This is a genomic window from Parviterribacter multiflagellatus (assembly GCF_056863265.1).
Window position 1 is genome coordinate 228,664 of sequence record NZ_JBXPIZ010000005.1, and the last position, 14,965, is coordinate 243,628.

Here is a 14,965-nt window from a genome sequence, read left to right on the forward strand (position 1 = left end):
CGGTGAGCGCTGATCGCCCCCCGGGCGATCTAGCGATCGCCGGGCAACCGCTTGGGGAACTGCGAGACCGGCTGCGACAGGTCGAGCGCCGTCTCGACGATGCGGGCCTGCTCCTCGACGTGCGCGGCCGGGTAACCCTCGCCCGGTGAGGCGCGCTCGACGCGGCCGATGTACCCGAACTTCAGGTGGTCGGGCATGATCTGCTGCAGGCGCGGCGACACGTGCGCGCGGGCGCCCATGTTGCGCGGCTCCTCCTGGACCCACACGACCTCCTTGAGGTTCGGGTAGGTCCCGATCAGCTCCAGGATCTCCGCCTGCGGGAAGGGGTACAGCAGCTCGAGCCGGCCGACCGCGACGCCCTCGACGCCCTCGCGCTTGGGCGAGCCGACGAGGTCGTAGTAGATCTTGCCGGTGCAGAGGATCAGGCGTGTGACCTTCTCGACCGGCACGCGCGGCTCGCCCAGCACGGAGAAGAACCGCGTCTCGGAGAGGTGCTCGATCCGGTTCGTCGCCTGCGGCAGGCGCAGGAGCGACTTCGGGGTCATGATCACCAGCGGCCGCTGCTTGGCGATCCGGGCCTGACGGCGCAGCAGGTGGAAGTACTGCGCCGGCGTGGTGAGGTTCGCGACGCGGATGTTGCCCTCGGCGGCGAGCTGGAGCCAGCGCTCCAGGCGGCCCGAGGAGTGCTCGGGGCCCGAGCCCTCGTAGCCGTGCGGCAGCAGCAGCGTCAGGCGCGACGTCTGGCCCCACTTCGCGAGGCCGGAGACGATGAACTGGTCGATGATGACCTGCGCGCCGTTGACGAAGTCGCCGAACTGCGCCTCCCAGAGGACGAGCGTCTCCGGCGCCTCCTGCGAGTAGCCGTACTCGAAGCCCATCGCCGCCATCTCGCTCAGCGGCGAGTTGTGCAGCTCGAACGGCGCCAGCGCGCCGCCCAGGTTCTGGATCGGCGAGACGGACTGGCCGGTCTTCGCGTCGTGCAGGACCAGGTGGCGCTGCGAGAACGTGCCGCGCTCGACGTCCTGGCCGGTGAGGCGCACCGGGGTGCCCTCGGTCAGCAGCGACGCGTACGCGAGCGACTCGGCGTGCGCCCAGTCGATGCCGCCGTCCGGGCCGAGCGCGTTGCGCCGGCGCTCGAGCTGGCGGACGAGCTTCGGGTGGACCGTGAAGCCCTCCGGGACCTTGAGCAGCTCCTCGTTGAGCGCCCGCAGCCGGTCGGCGTCCACCGCGGTCTTGACCTGCGGCGACGGCGAGCGGTCGAGCTGGTACTCGCCCGTCGGCTGGTCGACCTGGCCGCCCTCCTCGGCCGCCCGGGCGATCGAGGCCTTGAGCTCCTGGTGGAGCGTCGTCAGCTCGTCCCAGATCTCCTTCTTGCGCTCGTCGACCTCGTCCTGCGAGATCACGCCCTGCTCGACGAGCTTCTTGGCCCACAGGTCGGGCGCGCGGTCGTGGCCCTTGATCTTCGCGTACATCTCCGGCTGGGTGTACGCGGGCTCGTCGGCCTCGTTGTGGCCGTAGCGGCGGTAGCCGATGAGGTCGATCACCACGTCGTGGCCGAACTCCTGCCGGTACGCGAACGCCAGCCGCACGGCCGAGATGCATGCGGCCGGGTCGTCGGCGTTGACGTGGATGATCGGGCAGTCGAAGCCCTTCGCCAGGTCCGACGCCCAGCGCGTCGAGCGCGAGTCGTCCGGCTCGGTCGTGAAGCCGACCTGGTTGTTGGTGATGATGTGGACGGTGCCGCCGACCTGGTAGCCGTCGAGCGCCTGGAGGTTGAACGTCTCCGAGACGACGCCCTGGCCCGGGAAGGCCGCGTCGCCGTGGAGCAGGATCGGCACGGCCGCCGCGGTGTCCTGGTGCGCGTGCGGGCCCTGGCGGGTCGTCTGCGCCGCGCGGGTCGCGCCGACCACGACCGGGTCGACGAACTCCAGGTGCGACGGGTTCGACTCGAGGTTGACGAGGATCGACTCGCCGCTGCGCAGCTGGTAGCTGCCCTGCGCGCCGTGGTGGTACTTGACGTCGCCGGTGCCGCCCTGCGGGATCGTCGTGACCGCCTCCAGCGTGGAGGCGCCCTCGAACTCGGCGAAGATCGTGTCGTACGGGCGGCCCAGGTTGTGGGCCAGCACGTTGAGCCGGCCGCGGTGGGCCATGCCGACGACGACCTCGCGCCCGCCGTGCGCGGCGGACAGCTGGATCAGCTCGTCGAGCATCGGGACCGTCATGTCCAGGCCCTCGATGGAGAACTGCTTCTGGCCCAGGTAGGCCTTGTGGATGAAGCGCTCGAACGCGTCGACCTTGATGAGGCGGTTGAGGAGCCACTTCTGCTCCTCGGTCGTCAGCGGCTTGCGGAACGTGCCCGACTCGATGTTCTCCCGCAGCCAGACGCGCTGGCGGTGCGAGGAGATGTGCTCGATCTCGTAGGCGATCGTGCCGCAGTACGTCTCCTTCAGGTGCGGCAGCGCGTCGGCCAGCGTCGCGCCCGGCACGTAGATGCGCAGGATCTTGGCCGGGATCTGCGCCATCAGCTCGGGCGTGAGGCCGACGTCGGCCGGGTCCAGCGCCGGATCGCCCTCGGGCTCCTGGCCCAGTGGGTCGAGCCGCGCGGCGAGGTGGCCGTGCGTGCGGTGCGCCTTGACGAGCGACGTCGCGGCCTGGACGGCCTGGAGCAGCTCCTCGTCGACCTCGCCCGGCTTGCGCGCCTCGGTCGTCGTCGTGTCGCGCGCGGTGGCCGCCGCGGCGGCGGGGGCCGGCGGCGCGGGCGCGGGGCCCGGCTCGACGCCGAGGGAGCCGAAGACGCCCTCGTAGAACCCGTGGTCGCCCTGCAGGTACTCCTCGACGCGCTGGAGGAACTGGCCCGACTCCGCACCCTGGATGATGCGGTGGTCGTACGTCGAGGTCATGGTCATGACCTTCTCGGCGCCGATCAGCGCGCCGATGTTGCCGAGCCCGACCGGGTAGGCGATGGAGCCGGTCGCGACGATCGTGCCCTGGCCCACCATCAGGCGCGGCACGGAGGCGATGGTCCCGATGCCGCCGGGGTTGGTGAGCGAGATGTTCGCGCCGGACAGGTCGTCGGCGGTGAGCTTGTTGTCGCGCGCCTTGGCGATCAGCTCGTCGAAGGCGGCCTTGAACTCGGTGAACGACTTGCGGCCCGCGTCCCGGATGACCGGGACCATCAGCGTGCGCTCGCCCTTCTTGTTCGTGACGTCGACCGCGATGCCGAGGTTCACGGCGTCGGCGTCGACGCGGTACGGCTTGCCGTCGCGCTCCTCGAACACGTGCGCCATGACCGGCATGTCCTGCTGGACGGTCAGCGCGATCGCGTAGGCGATGAGGTGGGTGAACGAGACCTTCTGGCCGGCGCTCTTGAGCTGCTTGCGGCGGCCGTCCATCGCGGTGACGGTGATCGTGCGGAAGGACGTGGCGGTCGGGATCGACCGGCTCTCGTCCATGTACCGCGCGAGCATCGCCGACGCGCCCTTGATCAGCTTCGCGTCCGCGGCGCTCGCGCCGGCGCTGGCCCCGCCGTTGGCCTGGGCGGAGAGGACGTCGTCCTTCGTGATGCGGCCGTTCGGGCCGGTGCCCTGGACGCGGCCGAGGTCGACGCCCTCGACGGCGGCGACGCGCTGGGCGACCGGGGAGGCCTTGACGTCGCTCGGCACCGCGGCGGGCGCTGCGGGAGCGGCGGGGGCCGCGGCGGCGCCGCCGTTGGTCGGCGCGGAGCCGGCGGCGGGCTTGGCGGCGGCCGCGCCGGTCTTCATGCGCGCGATGACCTGGCCGACCGTGACGGTGGCGCCCTCCTCGGCGAGGATCTCGGTCAGCTCGCCGGAGGCCGGCGCGGGAAGCTCCATGTCCACCTTGTCGGTGGAGATCTCGACGATCGTCTCGCCGTCCTCGACGGCGTCGCCGACCTGCTTGGCCCACTCGAGGATCGTGCCCTCGGTCACCGACTCGCCACCGGCGGGAGTGACGATGTCGAGGATCTTCCCGGCGCCGTTGGCGGCTGCGTCGTCGCTCGTCGGCGTGCCGGCCTCGCCGGCTGCCGCCTCGGGCGAATCGCCCCCGCCCGACGGCTCGGCGCTCGGCGGCGCGCCGTTCCCGATCGCGATCTCGGCCAGGACCGCGCCGACGGTGACCGTGTCACCTTCGGCGAAGTGGATCTTGACCACGGTGCCTGAGGTCGGGGCGGGGACCTCGGCGTCGACCTTGTCGGTCGAGACCTCGACGAGCGTCTCGTCGGCCTCGATCGTGTCGCCTTCCTGCTTGTGCCACTCGAGGACCGTGCCCTCGGTCACGGACTCCCCCATCGCCGGGAGCGTGACTTCAATCGTCGTACCGGTCGCCATGAAAGCTCGAACTCTCAGCCTACCCGCTCTCTTCGGCGGGTCTCGCGGATGAACATGTAGGACCCGAAGAAGGGTCCGACCCCGCCCAGGATGACCACCGCGGCGGCGACCTTGATCGGGATGACACGAAGGTGCACCGCCGCCAGGCAGGCGATGCTCATGAGGATCCATCCCCAGCCGTGGATCCAGCCAAGCGCGGTCGTGTCCGCACCGGTGAACATGGCGGTCAGGAGCGCGCAGTACACGAGCGAGTGCGCGAAGGACGCGTACTTCAGCGCGGTGAACCCGGACATCCGTCGAGCTGGCGCGGCGGAGGTCCCCACGGAACTCACGCGACCAGCAGCGCGGCGCTGCGGAGGGGCTCGTCGGCCTCGGCGGGCCAGTCGGCCGGATCGGCCGGCCACCAGGCGAAGTCGTCGTGCTCGTGGTCGGGGGTGACCTGCGCGCCGGGCGCCAGCCAGGCCTGCCCGATGAACATGACCAGGCCGCTCGGCATCCGGACCAACGCCTCGCCCTGTGCGCGCTCCGGGGCGACCGACCACTCCTCGTCCATCTCCCGCACGAGCGTGTGCGCGGGGGACTCGTCGGGGTCGACCGCGCCGCCCGCGCCGAGCGCCCAGCGGTTCGGCCACGACGCCAGCCACGAGGCGCGCCGCCCCGCCAGCCAGCGCCCGTCGGCGTCCCGGATGACGCACAGCGCCGAGAGTGAGCCGGACGTCTCGCCGGCGACGAGCCGCAGGGCCCACCGCATCGGCTGCAACGTGACGTGCAGGCGACCGTCCTCGTGGGTGAAGTCGACCAGCCGCGCCGCGACCCCGTCGTGGCTCGGCGACCCCCGCTCCGCGAGCGCGGCGATGGCGGCGTCGGCGGCCGCGGTCTGCTCCGCGCCCGGCACGAACGCCTCCTCGAGCCACGTCGCCTCGATCCGGTCCAGGGGCCAGGGACCGCGTGCGAGCAGGACGGGCAGGTCGGCCATTCACTCGGGAGGCTACGACGCTCGCGCTGTGGAAGGCTGCCCGGCCATGGGTCGGCGACGCAAGCACTGGGGCTGGGGCTACGAGGACGAGCAGCCCACGCTCGACGAGGTCCGCGCGATGGCGGGCGGGATCCGGGACCTGCTCGGGCTCGGGAGCGGGGAGGTCGAGGCGCCCGTGGAGCTCTCGGCCGCGCGCCTGCCTGCGCCCGCGGTGCCCGTTCCCTCCGCCCTCGCCGACTTCGCGTCCGACGACGCCCACGCGCGCGCCTTCCACGCGCACGGCGCGTCGTACAGCGACGTGGTCCGCGGGTTCCGCGGCGACTTCCCGCACGCGCCCGACGTCGTCGCGCGGCCGCGGGACGAGCGGGAGGTGGAGCGCGCGCTCGAGTGGGCGGCGGCGGAAGGCGTGGCGGTCGTCCCGTTCGGCGGCGGGACCTCCGTCGTCGGCGGCGTGACGCCGCAGGTCGACGGACCCGCGCTCTCGCTCGACCTCACCGCGCTCGACCGCGTGCTGGAGGTCGACGACGTCTCGCGCGCCGCGCGCGTGCAGGCGGGCGTCCTGGGCCCGGAGCTCGAGCGGCAGCTGGCCGAGCACGGCGGCATGACGCTCCGCCACTTCCCGCAGTCGTTCGAGCTGTCGACGCTCGGCGGCTGGATCGCGACGCGCGCCGGCGGCCACTTCGCCACCGTCGAGACGCACATCGACGACCTGGTCGAGTCCGTCCGCGCGGTCACTCCCGCGACCGGCGTCTGGGCGTCGCGCCGCCTGCCCGGCTCCGGCGCCGGCCCGTCGCCCGACCGCCTCTTGCTCGGCAGCGAGGGCACGCTCGGCGTCATCACCGAGGCGTGGGTCAGGATCCGGCCGCGCCCCACCTCGCGCCGCTCGGCCGCGATCCTCTTCCCCGACTTCCTGCACGGCGCCGAGGCCGTGCGCGCGATCGCCCAGTCCGGCCTCAGGCCGTCGAACTGCCGCCTGATCGACCCGCTGGAGTCCCGCTTCACCGGCGCGGGCGACGGCACCAGCGCCACGCTCGTCCTCGGCTTCGAGTCCGCGGGCTTCGACGTCACGCCGCTGTTCGAGCAGGGCCTCGCGCTCGCCCGCGAGTGCGGCGGCACGGTGGAGGAGCCCGACGAGGACCCGCTCACGCACGACGGCGACGGCGCGGTCGGCGCCTGGCGCAGCGCGTTCCTGCGCGCGCCCTACCTGCGCGACACGTTCGTCGCGATGGGCATCCTCTCCGAGACGTTCGAGACCGCGATCACGTGGGACCGGTTCCCCGCCTTCCACGCGGCGGTCATCGGCGCGACGCGCGAGGCGGCCGGCCCCGGCGCGCTCGTCTCCTGCCGCTTCACCCACGTCTACCCGGACGGCCCCGCGCCGTACTTCACCGTGCTCGCCGACGCCCGCCGCGGCGAGGAGGTCGAGCAGTGGACGGAGATCAAGGCCGCCGCGTCGCAGGCGATCGCCGCGGGCGGCGGCACGATCACCCATCACCACGCCGTCGGCCGCGACCACCGGCCGTGGTACGACCGTCAGCGGCCCGAGCCGTTCGCCGCCGCGCTGGCTGCCGCCAAGGCCGCGGTCGACCCGGCGGGGATCCTCAACCCCGGGGTGCTGCTGGACTGAGCACGCGCTGCTCGAGGTCGAGCAGCGCGTCCGCCACCGCATCCGGGTGCGTCGCGATCGCGAGATGCTGCACGCCGTCGAGCCTGCCGACCGGCCAGCCGCGCTCGGTCGCCTCGGTCGCGCGTGCCTCGTAGGTCTTGCTGAACCGCAGGTACGCGGCGGGGCGCGCCGTCCACGCCTGCGGCACGTCGACCTCGTCGGTGAAGTACGTGACCGGCAGGCGCGGGACCTCGTCGAAGACGGCGCGGCGCAGAGCCTTGTCGGGGAGGAGCGCGCGGACCGTCCGGCGCGGGAACCACTCGTGCCACGGCGACAGCACCCGCTCGTCGGAGCGGCGCTGGAGCTGGTCGAGGAACGTCGGCGGCGCGAGCGCCACGGTCTCCGCGTCCGCCGGCGGCAGCGACGCGTCCGCGAAGAGCAGCGCGGCGATGTCGAGCCCGTCGGCGATCGCCGGCAGCATCAGGCCCGCGCCGCTGTGCCCGGCGAGCACGACCGGCCCGCCGACCGCCTCCACCGCGGCCCGCGCCGTGTCGACCGCGAACCGCCACTGCGGCTGCGGCGCGTCGACCAGCCCGAGCAGCGACGGCACGACCACCGTCCGGCCCCGCTCCCGGAGCGCCGCGGCCGTCGGTGCCCAGGTCGCGGGGCCGACGAGCGGGCTGTGGACGAGGACGAAGGTCGGTGCAGGCATGCGTGCAGGCGAGTATGGCGTCCACCGCGCCCGCGACACTTCTCGCGCGCGCGTGTTGAAGAACGTTGTGATGCCGCTCCTCGTCCTCGTGCTGCTGGCCCTCCTCCCGGCGAGCGCCGCCGCCCAGCCGCTCGACCTCCTCCCGCAGCAGCTCGAGCCGTGCCCCGGCGCGGCCGCGCTCGCCCCGCCGGCGGCGCCGACCGTCCGCGCCGCCGTCGCCGCGAAGACCGTCCGCGGCGCGATCCGCAACGCCCCCGCCGAGGACGCCGCGCGGTACGAGCAGATCTACGAGCGCGCGCTCTCCACGCGCGGCAGGCTCTCGGGCCAGCGCCGCAGCGAGCTCGCGGCGGTGATCGCCCAGCTCGAGTCGTTCGCGCGCGGCGGCATGCTCACCGTCAGCCGGATGCCCGCGCTCCTCCTCCAGCTCGACGTCAACGCCGACTGGTGGGCGAAGAACGCGCCTCCGCCGCCGCCCAAGCCGTCCTCGAAGCCGTGCGCCGGCGGCACCGGCCAGGGTGGCGCGCGCGTCGTCCGCGACGAGATCGTCTTCCAGTGGTACTCGGGCCAGGGCCTGCAGCTCCAGCAGCTCGCGACGGCGGGCCGCGCCAACGCGCTCGTCAAGGCGTGCATCGAGGAGAACCCGGAGCTGGCCTGCGACCGCGCCCGCGTGAAGACCGCGATGGACGGCCTCGCGATGCTCGCCGTGGACCGGGGCGGGTTCCGCGCGTGGGAGTACTACTTCGGCTTCGGCGGCGGCAGGCCGCCGTGGATCAGCGGCCTCGCGCAGGGCACGGCGATGCAGGCGCTCAGCCGCGGCGCGCAGGTGCTGCAGGACCCGTCGTACCTCGCGGTCGCGAAGGAGGCGCTCGGCGCGTTCGAGACCGCGCCGCCGCGCGGGGTCCGCGTCAAGGCGGGCGCGGGCGCGCACTACCTCCTTTACTCCTTCAACCCGGGGCTGCGCGTCTTCAACGCCCACCTCCAGGCCGTCGTCGGGCTCTACGACTACGCCGAGGCCGCGGACGACGACGCCGCCCGCCGGGCGTTCGCGGCGGGGGAGCGGCGCGCCCGCCAGGAGGTCCCCGCCGCCGACACCGGCGCGTGGTCGCGGTACAGCGCGGGCGGCAGCGAGTCCGACCTGGGCTACCACCAGCTCGTCCGCGACTTCCTGCGTTCGCTGTGCGACCGCACCAAGGGCGCCGTCTACTGCTCGACGGCGGAGCGGTTCACGCGCTACCTGCGCGAGCCGCCCAGGATGAAGTTCCTCCCTTCTTCGCGCGCGCGTGCGCGCGCGGGAGCCTTAGCGCGCTTCTATCTCACGAAGATCTCGTGCGTGACCCTGACGGTCACCCGCGGCGGCCGCACGGTGGCGACGCGCAGCGCGGTGCTCGGCCGCGGCGCGCGCGGCCTCGCGTGGACGCCGCCCTCGCGCGGCGACTACCGGGTGAAGGTGAGCGCGAAGGACCTCGCGGGCCACACGTCGTCGATCAGCACCGTGGTGCGCGCCGGGTGACGGTCGCGGTCCTCGGGCCCGGGGCGGTCGGCGGCTTCGTCGCCGGCGCGCTGACGCGTGCGGGCGTCGCCACGACGGTCGTCGCCCGGGACGAGACCGCCCGCAGGCTGACGCTCGACGGCCTGCGCGTCCGGTCCGTGCGGCTCGGCGACTTCCTCGTCCACCCGCGCGCGGTGGCCGAGCTGACGGAGGACGTCGACGTGCTGATCGTCGCGGTGAAGGCGCCCGCGCTCGACGCGGCGCTCGAGCGTGTGCAGGCGCGGCCCGCGCTCGTCGTGCCGCTCCTCAACGGGCTCGAGCACCTCGCGCTGCTGCGGGCGCGCTTCGGCGCGGACGCGGTCGTCGCCGGCTCCATCCGCATCGTCGCCGAGCGCGTCCAGCCCGGGGTGATCGTCCACACCTCGGCGCTGTCGCGGATCGAGCTCGGCCCCGAGACGCCGGCGGCCAGCGCGTTCTCCCACCAGCTCCGCCTCGCCGAGATCCCCACGATGGTGCGCGCGAGCGAGGCCGAGGTGCTGTGGCGCAAGCTCGCGAGCCTGGCCCCGCTCGCGCTGACGACCGCGGCGTCGGGCGGGTCGATCGGGAGCGTGCTCCAGCACCCGCGCTGGCGCCTGCTCCTCCAGGACGGCGTCGACCAGTGCGTCGCGGTCGCGGCGGCCGAAGGCGTGCGGCTCGACGCGGACGCGCTGCTCACGCGGCTGGCCGAGCTGCCGCCGGCGATGACGAGCTCGCTCGCCCGCGACGTGGAGGCCGGCGGGCCGAACGAGCTGGACGCGATCGGCGGCGCGGTGCTGCGCGCGGCCGAGCGCCACGGCCTGGCCGCGCCCGCGGTCGAGCAGCTCGTGCACCGCGTCGCCGAACGGGTACGCTGACTGGCAGAGCCATGGCCGACACGTCGAAGATCGCCAAGAACCTCCGCGCCTTCCAGATCGCCCTCAACGCGCACGACCGGGAGAACCCCGACCACAACGCGTACGGCATCGGGCTCGCGCACTTCGACATGGAGCGCCTCGGCTTCGAGGAGGGGGAGGAGATCTTCCCCGGCATCACGATGCACGCCGACGGCGGCGTCACCGGCAACTTCCGCGTCCTGTGCGACGGCCTGCACAACGAGAACGAGGAGTCGGCGGAGGAGTCCGAGGTCGTCGAGGCGGTCTCGTCCCAGCCGGTCGCGGTCCCTGTCGGCGCCCCGGGCGGCGACGACGACCAGCGCCGCTTCAGCGACAACTAGCCGTTACCTCGGAGGTCATGGCGGCGCGGCGCCGGGGACGGCATCGTGCGACCGCATGACCACCGACACGCCCACCCGTCGCCAGCTCGTCGCGCAGTTCGTCCCGCACTCCCCGCTCGTCCAGACGCTCGGGATGGAGCTGACGCTGCTCGAGCCCGACGTCTGCGAGCTGACGCTGCCGTTCCGTCAGGCGAACACGACGATGGCCGACGTCGTCCACGGCGGCGCGATCGCGTCGCTGGTCGACACCGCCGCGATGGTGGCGGCGTGGGCGGCGGACGAGCCCGCGACGTCCGCGGCCGGCGCGACGGTCAGCATGAGCGTCGACTACGTCAGCGCCGCGCGGGCGTGCGACGTGGTGGCGCGGGCGGAGGTCGTGCGGCGCGGTGGGCGGCTCTGCTTCGTCGAGGTCACCGCCCGCGCGGGCGGCTCGGACGGCGAGGTCGTCGCGAAGGGCCTCGTGACCCACCGCTTCGGCTAGCGTCGGGCGGCATGACCGTCCGTCGCATCGTCCCGAACCTCCACGGTGCCGCCGACCCGGCCGCGAGCCGCGCGCTCTACGAGGACGTCCTCGGCCTCGAGCTCGCGATGGACATGGGCTGGATCGTCACCTACGCCGACCCGTCCGACCCCAAGCGCACGCAGCTGCAGGTGATGCGCGAGGACGCGTCAGCGCCCGTATCGCCCGACGTGTCGATCGAGGTCGACGACGTCGACGCGGCCCACGCCGCGGCGGTGGAGCGGGGGCTGGAGATCGTCCACCCGCTCACCGACGAGCCGTGGGGCGTGCGCCGCTTCTTCGTGCGCGATCCCGGCAGCGGCGCCGTGATCAACGTCCTGACCCACTGAGGCGCTAGCTCGTCACGACGCTCAGCGGCTTGGAGAAGACGCGCTCGAAGAGCTGCGTCTCCCGTTGCGCCGCCCACCGCGCGAGCGACAGGTCGTCGCCGCCCTCCAGCCGCAGCTCGACCGAGCCGTTCGAGACGTCGACGTGCGCCGCGCGCACGAGCTGGTCGCGCGAGCGCTCCAGCTGCTCTGCGACGCGCAGGATCGTCGCGCAGCGGGCCACCATCTCCCGGTCCCCCTTGCGGCCGAGCGGCGCGAGGTAGTCGAGCGAGGGCGTGCCCTTGCGGTGGTACTTGGCCATCTGCGCTACGAGCGCGATCTCGCGGTAGGACCAGCCGGGCAGGCCGGCGTTGAGGATGAGGTAGCGCGAGTGCTTGTGGTGGTCGTCGTAGTCGACGCTCGTCCCGATGTCGTGCAGGAGCGCGGCGGCCCACAGCAGCTCGCGCTCCTCGGGATCCCCCGCGTGAAGCCCGGCGGCGGCGAGGTCGTCGAACATCGACAGCGACAGCTCGGCGACGTGGCGGACGTGGCGCGGGTGCTCGCCCTCGTACTGGAGGAGCAGGTTCCACACGCTCTGACGGCGGACGTCATCGAACAGCCCCTCGGGCCGCAGGTACCGCTCGAAGAACACACCCTCGCGGAGGCCCGCCTCGGTCACCTCCAGGCCGTCGAACTCCCCCGCTTCGAGCACCGCCTGGATCGTCGCCGCGCCCGCGAGGATCAGGTCCGCCCGGCCGGCCTTGATGCCCGGCACCGCCTTCGGGCGTTCGCTCGCCGGGACCGCGGCGAGCCGCTCGACCAGCTCGTCGAGCACCTCGCGCGTGATCGTGAAGCCCTGCACGCCGAAGGTCGGCAGGTCCAGCGCGTGCTGCGCCGCCGACGCGAGGTTGCGCACCGTGCCGCCGATCCCCACCAGCCGGCCGCCGCGCCCAGCCCACCCGGACTCGGCGAGCGCCGACTCGACGTGCTTGCGCAGCCCCTTCAGCGCCTTGCGCGAGGCCGGCTCGCCGTCGGCGAAGAACCGCTCGGTCATCCGCACCGCGCCCAGCGGCCACGACTTCAGCTCCGTCGCGCGCCGCTCCTCCACCGACACCAGCTGGAGCGAGCCGCCGCCCAGGTCCAGCACGGAGCCGTCGACGAGCGACGTCGAGTTGACCGCGGCGAGGTAGCCGTAGCGCGCCTCCTCCTCGTCGGACAGCACGCGGATCTTCAGTCCCGACGTCGCGGCCGCGCGCTCCAGGAACTCCGTCTGGTTGGAGGCGCTGCGGATCGCCGACGTCGCGACCGCGTCGACCTCGCGCTCCTCGTCCAGCCCGACCCCGCGCGCGAAGTGCGCGAACAGCTCGAGCGTCGAGAGCGCGCGCCGCATCGGGTCGGGCTGCAGCGGCCCGTTCACCGGCTGCCCCTCGCCGAGCCGCACCGCCTCGTAGATCTCGTCCGTCCGCTTCCACCGTCCGTTGCCGGCGGTGAAGACGACGAGGCGGAACGAGTTGGAGCCGAGGTCGACGACGGCGAGGTGCATCGCCACCTTCTACCCCGCGGGTCGCTCGATCAGCTCGATGCGATAGCCGTCGGGGTCGCGCACGAACGCGATCCGCGAGCCGCCGGCGCGCACCTGGTACGGCGGCTTCTCGGGCTGGATCCCCTTCTCAGCGAGCTTGGCCAGCGTGCCGTCGAGGTCCTCGGTCGTCAGCGCGATGTGGTTGTAGCCGGTGCCGAGGTCGTAGGAGTCGACCCCGAAGTTGTAGGTGAGCTCCAGCCGCGGCCCGTCGCCGGGGAGCCCCATGAAGACGTTGATCGCCTCGTCGCGGATCGGCGCGCGGCGCATCTCCTCGAAGCCCAAGGCCTCGTAGAACGCGACCGAGCGATCGATGTCGCCGATGCGATAGCAGGTGTGGATGAGCTCCATGACGTCCGAATGTACGGCGTTCAGCGGGCCGTGCGACGGGTAGCCTCCGCCGGAGCATGGCCCGTGAGCGCGATCCCATCCCGACCTCGCGCCTGCGCCGCCTGAGCAAGGTGGGAGGGCTAGCCGCGACCCAGGGCGCCAAGCAGGTCGGGACGCGGGTGGCGAACCTCGGCCGCGACGACGAGGCGAGCGCCAAGGCGCTGGAGAAGCGGCAGATCGAGGCGGCCGAGCAGATCGTCGCCGTGCTCGGGACGATGAAGGGCGCGGCGATGAAGATCGGCCAGGTGCTGAGCTTCCTCGACGTCGGCCTGGTCCCGGAGGAGTACCAGGAGGAGTTCCAGCGCAAGCTCGCCGAGCTGCGAGACGCCGCGCCGAAGGTCTCGTTCAAGGACATGAAGAAGGTCCTGGAGGGCGAGTACGGCGACAAGCTCGACGAGGTGTTCGAGACGTTCGACCCGGTGCCGATCGCCGCCGCGTCGATCGGTCAGGTGTACAAGGCCAAGCTCCACGACGGACGCGACGTCGCGGTGAAGGTGCAGTACCCGGGCGTCGCCGCCGCGGTCCGCGCGGACATGCAGAACCTCGGGGTCATCCTGCGGCTGATGAAGAGCGTCTTCCCCGGGCTCGACGTGAGCGCGATGGGCGACGAGATCCGCGAGCGCATCCACGAGGAGCTCGACTACGAGCTCGAGGCGACCAACCAGCGCACGCTCGCGCGGATCTACAAGGGCCACCCGTTCATCGTCATCCCCGACGTCGTGCAGTCGCTCTCGCACGAGAAGGTCGTGGTGAGCGAGTTCGTGTCCGGGCGCGGTTTCGAGGAGCTCAAGCAGCTCCCGCAGGCCGAGCGCGACCGGCTCGGGGAGATCATCTTCCGCTTCTACTTCGGCTCGATGTACCGGCACCGCCAGTTCTCCGGCGACCCGCACCCGGGCAACTCGATCCTGCTCGACGACGGGCGGATGGCGTTCCTCGACTTCGGCCTCTTCAAGCGCATCCCGAAGGAGGTCGCCGAGAGCGAGCTGCGCATCGGTCGCGCCGGCGTCGAGGGCGACGGCGAGACGCTGCGCTCCGAGCTCGTGGAGGCCGGGTTCATCAAGGACCCCGAGAAGTGGCCGCCCGAGGTGCTGCTGGACCAGTTCAAGTCGCTGACCTGGTGGTACACCGAGGACCGCGAGGTCGAGCTGACGCCCGAGATCGCGACGCAGGTCCTGATCGACATGTCCGACCCGCGCTCGCAGTTCTACGGGCGCATGCGCCACGAGAACGTCCCGGCCGACCATCTGTTCGGCCGGCGGCTCGAGACCCTGACGCTCGCGGTGCTGTCGCAGCTGCGTGCGCGGGGGAACTGGCACCGCATCTCGCGCGAATGGGCCTACGGCGACGCGCCGGTGACGGAGCTCGGCAAGCAGGAAGCCGAGTTCTACGTCCGCCGCGGATGAGCGGCGATGCGCCAAACATGTGTGTGTCTGTCAGGCGGCGGACCCCGTCAAGAGGTGGCGAACTCGTGCAGCTTCGGCAGTGGTTCTACCGTTCTCGCGCCGGTCAGGCATTCCTGACACTTGGTTGTTCCTAGATTTTCCACAGGGTGGTGCATCAGCGCCCAGGAAGCCGATGTACAGGTTTTGCACACCCCGCGGAAACAGTTGCTCAATCAACTCTCGGAATCGCTTGACAACGGAACTGCACCTGTGTTTGATGCTGCTTGTCGACCACTCGGTTCGTGCTCAGCTGAAACGCCCGGCGCGAATGGTCCCGAAGCTTGGTCGACGGGTCCGAGGAGAGAGAGGGGTGGGTTGTGACGTAGCCGCTAGCTGCTGTGTCCGTTT

General features: G+C 72.6%; 13 protein-coding genes. 7 read left to right on the plus strand and 6 right to left on the minus strand.

Going from position 1 to position 14,965, the window contains the following annotated elements; all coding sequences use genetic code 11:
• Positions 1-29 precede the first annotated feature (29 nt).
• From AC1UE5_RS12680 to AC1UE5_RS12690, 3 genes are read right to left on the minus strand one after another with little or no spacing between them, the layout of a single operon-like run.
• On the minus strand, positions 30-4,346 hold the full coding sequence (locus AC1UE5_RS12680) for a multifunctional oxoglutarate decarboxylase/oxoglutarate dehydrogenase thiamine pyrophosphate-binding subunit/dihydrolipoyllysine-residue succinyltransferase subunit (RefSeq protein WP_482923811.1): 4,317 nt from the start codon (positions 4,344-4,346) through the stop codon (positions 30-32).
• A 14-nt stretch (positions 4,347-4,360) separates the two neighbouring features.
• Positions 4,361-4,639 carry a hypothetical protein gene (locus tag AC1UE5_RS12685; protein WP_482923813.1) on the minus strand — a complete coding sequence of 93 codons (279 nt, stop codon included), beginning with the start codon at positions 4,637-4,639 and terminating at the stop codon, positions 4,361-4,363.
• Between the two features lie 35 nt (positions 4,640-4,674).
• Complete coding sequence (locus AC1UE5_RS12690; RefSeq protein ID WP_482923815.1) at positions 4,675-5,322, minus strand: NUDIX hydrolase; 648 nt, start codon at positions 5,320-5,322, stop codon at positions 4,675-4,677.
• A gap of 46 nt (positions 5,323-5,368) precedes the next feature.
• Between AC1UE5_RS12690 and AC1UE5_RS12695 the strand changes: the two genes are divergently transcribed.
• Positions 5,369-6,949: an FAD-binding oxidoreductase gene (locus tag AC1UE5_RS12695; RefSeq protein ID WP_482923817.1), complete on the plus strand. Its 1,581-nt coding sequence runs from the start codon at positions 5,369-5,371 to the stop codon at positions 6,947-6,949.
• On the opposite strand, the gene AC1UE5_RS12700 is transcribed toward AC1UE5_RS12695, so the two are convergent.
• Positions 6,924-7,640 (minus strand): alpha/beta hydrolase, encoded by a 717-nt coding sequence (locus tag AC1UE5_RS12700; RefSeq protein ID WP_482923819.1) that lies wholly within the window; start codon positions 7,638-7,640, stop codon positions 6,924-6,926. The two genes, AC1UE5_RS12695 and AC1UE5_RS12700, sit on opposite strands and share 26 nt — an antisense overlap.
• A 70-nt stretch (positions 7,641-7,710) precedes the next feature.
• Here AC1UE5_RS12700 and AC1UE5_RS12705 point away from each other — a divergent pair, with 70 nt between their 5' ends.
• Genes AC1UE5_RS12705 through AC1UE5_RS12725 form a run of 5 tightly spaced genes read left to right on the plus strand, consistent with a single transcriptional unit; the run spans position 7,711 to position 11,230 of the window.
• Entirely contained in the window at positions 7,711-9,150 is a 1,440-nt protein-coding gene (locus AC1UE5_RS12705) for a D-glucuronyl C5-epimerase family protein (RefSeq protein ID WP_482923821.1), read from the plus strand.
• Positions 9,147-10,022 (plus strand): ketopantoate reductase family protein, encoded by an 876-nt coding sequence (locus AC1UE5_RS12710; protein WP_482923823.1) that lies wholly within the window; start codon positions 9,147-9,149, stop codon positions 10,020-10,022. The genes AC1UE5_RS12705 and AC1UE5_RS12710 overlap by 4 nt, the downstream gene beginning before the upstream one ends.
• An 11-nt stretch (positions 10,023-10,033) precedes the next feature.
• Positions 10,034-10,381, plus strand: a complete 348-nt coding sequence (locus AC1UE5_RS12715; protein ID WP_482923826.1) for a hypothetical protein — start codon at positions 10,034-10,036, stop codon at positions 10,379-10,381.
• Positions 10,382-10,436: 55 nt separating this feature from the next.
• Positions 10,437-10,862, plus strand: a complete 426-nt coding sequence (locus AC1UE5_RS12720) for a PaaI family thioesterase (RefSeq protein ID WP_482923829.1) — start codon at positions 10,437-10,439, stop codon at positions 10,860-10,862.
• Positions 10,863-10,873: 11 nt separating this feature from the next.
• Positions 10,874-11,230 (plus strand): VOC family protein, encoded by a 357-nt coding sequence (locus AC1UE5_RS12725; protein WP_482923831.1) that lies wholly within the window; start codon positions 10,874-10,876, stop codon positions 11,228-11,230.
• Positions 11,231-11,234: 4 nt separating this feature from the next.
• Here AC1UE5_RS12725 and AC1UE5_RS12730 read toward each other — a convergent pair whose 3' ends face one another.
• Both AC1UE5_RS12730 and AC1UE5_RS12735 read right to left on the minus strand, forming a co-directional pair.
• The gene (locus AC1UE5_RS12730; RefSeq protein WP_482923834.1) at positions 11,235-12,749 is read right to left on the minus strand and encodes a Ppx/GppA phosphatase family protein; all 1,515 of its coding nucleotides are present in this window, start codon (positions 12,747-12,749) and stop codon (positions 11,235-11,237) included.
• A 9-nt stretch (positions 12,750-12,758) separates the two neighbouring features.
• The gene (locus AC1UE5_RS12735) at positions 12,759-13,136 is read right to left on the minus strand and encodes a VOC family protein (RefSeq protein ID WP_482923837.1); all 378 of its coding nucleotides are present in this window, start codon (positions 13,134-13,136) and stop codon (positions 12,759-12,761) included.
• A gap of 56 nt (positions 13,137-13,192) precedes the next feature.
• Between AC1UE5_RS12735 and AC1UE5_RS12740 the strand changes: the two genes are divergently transcribed.
• Positions 13,193-14,578, plus strand: a complete 1,386-nt coding sequence (locus AC1UE5_RS12740) for an ABC1 kinase family protein (RefSeq protein ID WP_482923840.1) — start codon at positions 13,193-13,195, stop codon at positions 14,576-14,578.
• The last annotated feature ends 387 nt before the right edge of the window (positions 14,579-14,965 follow it).

Coding starts and splice junctions, on each gene's coding strand:
- AC1UE5_RS12680 (WP_482923811.1), bottom strand. CDS start 4,346: ATGGCGACCGGTACGACGATTGAAGTCACGCTCCCGGCGATGGGGGAG.
- AC1UE5_RS12720 (WP_482923829.1), top strand. CDS start 10,437: ATGACCACCGACACGCCCACCCGTCGCCAGCTCGTCGCGCAGTTCGTC.
- AC1UE5_RS12690 (WP_482923815.1), bottom strand. CDS start 5,322: ATGGCCGACCTGCCCGTCCTGCTCGCACGCGGTCCCTGGCCCCTGGAC.
- AC1UE5_RS12695 (WP_482923817.1), top strand. CDS start 5,369: ATGGGTCGGCGACGCAAGCACTGGGGCTGGGGCTACGAGGACGAGCAG.
- AC1UE5_RS12715 (WP_482923826.1), top strand. CDS start 10,034: ATGGCCGACACGTCGAAGATCGCCAAGAACCTCCGCGCCTTCCAGATC.
- AC1UE5_RS12685 (WP_482923813.1), bottom strand. CDS start 4,639: ATGTCCGGGTTCACCGCGCTGAAGTACGCGTCCTTCGCGCACTCGCTC.
- AC1UE5_RS12735 (WP_482923837.1), bottom strand. CDS start 13,136: ATGGAGCTCATCCACACCTGCTATCGCATCGGCGACATCGATCGCTCG.
- AC1UE5_RS12705 (WP_482923821.1), top strand. CDS start 7,711: ATGCCGCTCCTCGTCCTCGTGCTGCTGGCCCTCCTCCCGGCGAGCGCC.
- AC1UE5_RS12700 (WP_482923819.1), bottom strand. CDS start 7,640: ATGCCTGCACCGACCTTCGTCCTCGTCCACAGCCCGCTCGTCGGCCCC.
- AC1UE5_RS12725 (WP_482923831.1), top strand. CDS start 10,874: ATGACCGTCCGTCGCATCGTCCCGAACCTCCACGGTGCCGCCGACCCG.
- AC1UE5_RS12730 (WP_482923834.1), bottom strand. CDS start 12,749: ATGCACCTCGCCGTCGTCGACCTCGGCTCCAACTCGTTCCGCCTCGTC.
- AC1UE5_RS12740 (WP_482923840.1), top strand. CDS start 13,193: ATGGCCCGTGAGCGCGATCCCATCCCGACCTCGCGCCTGCGCCGCCTG.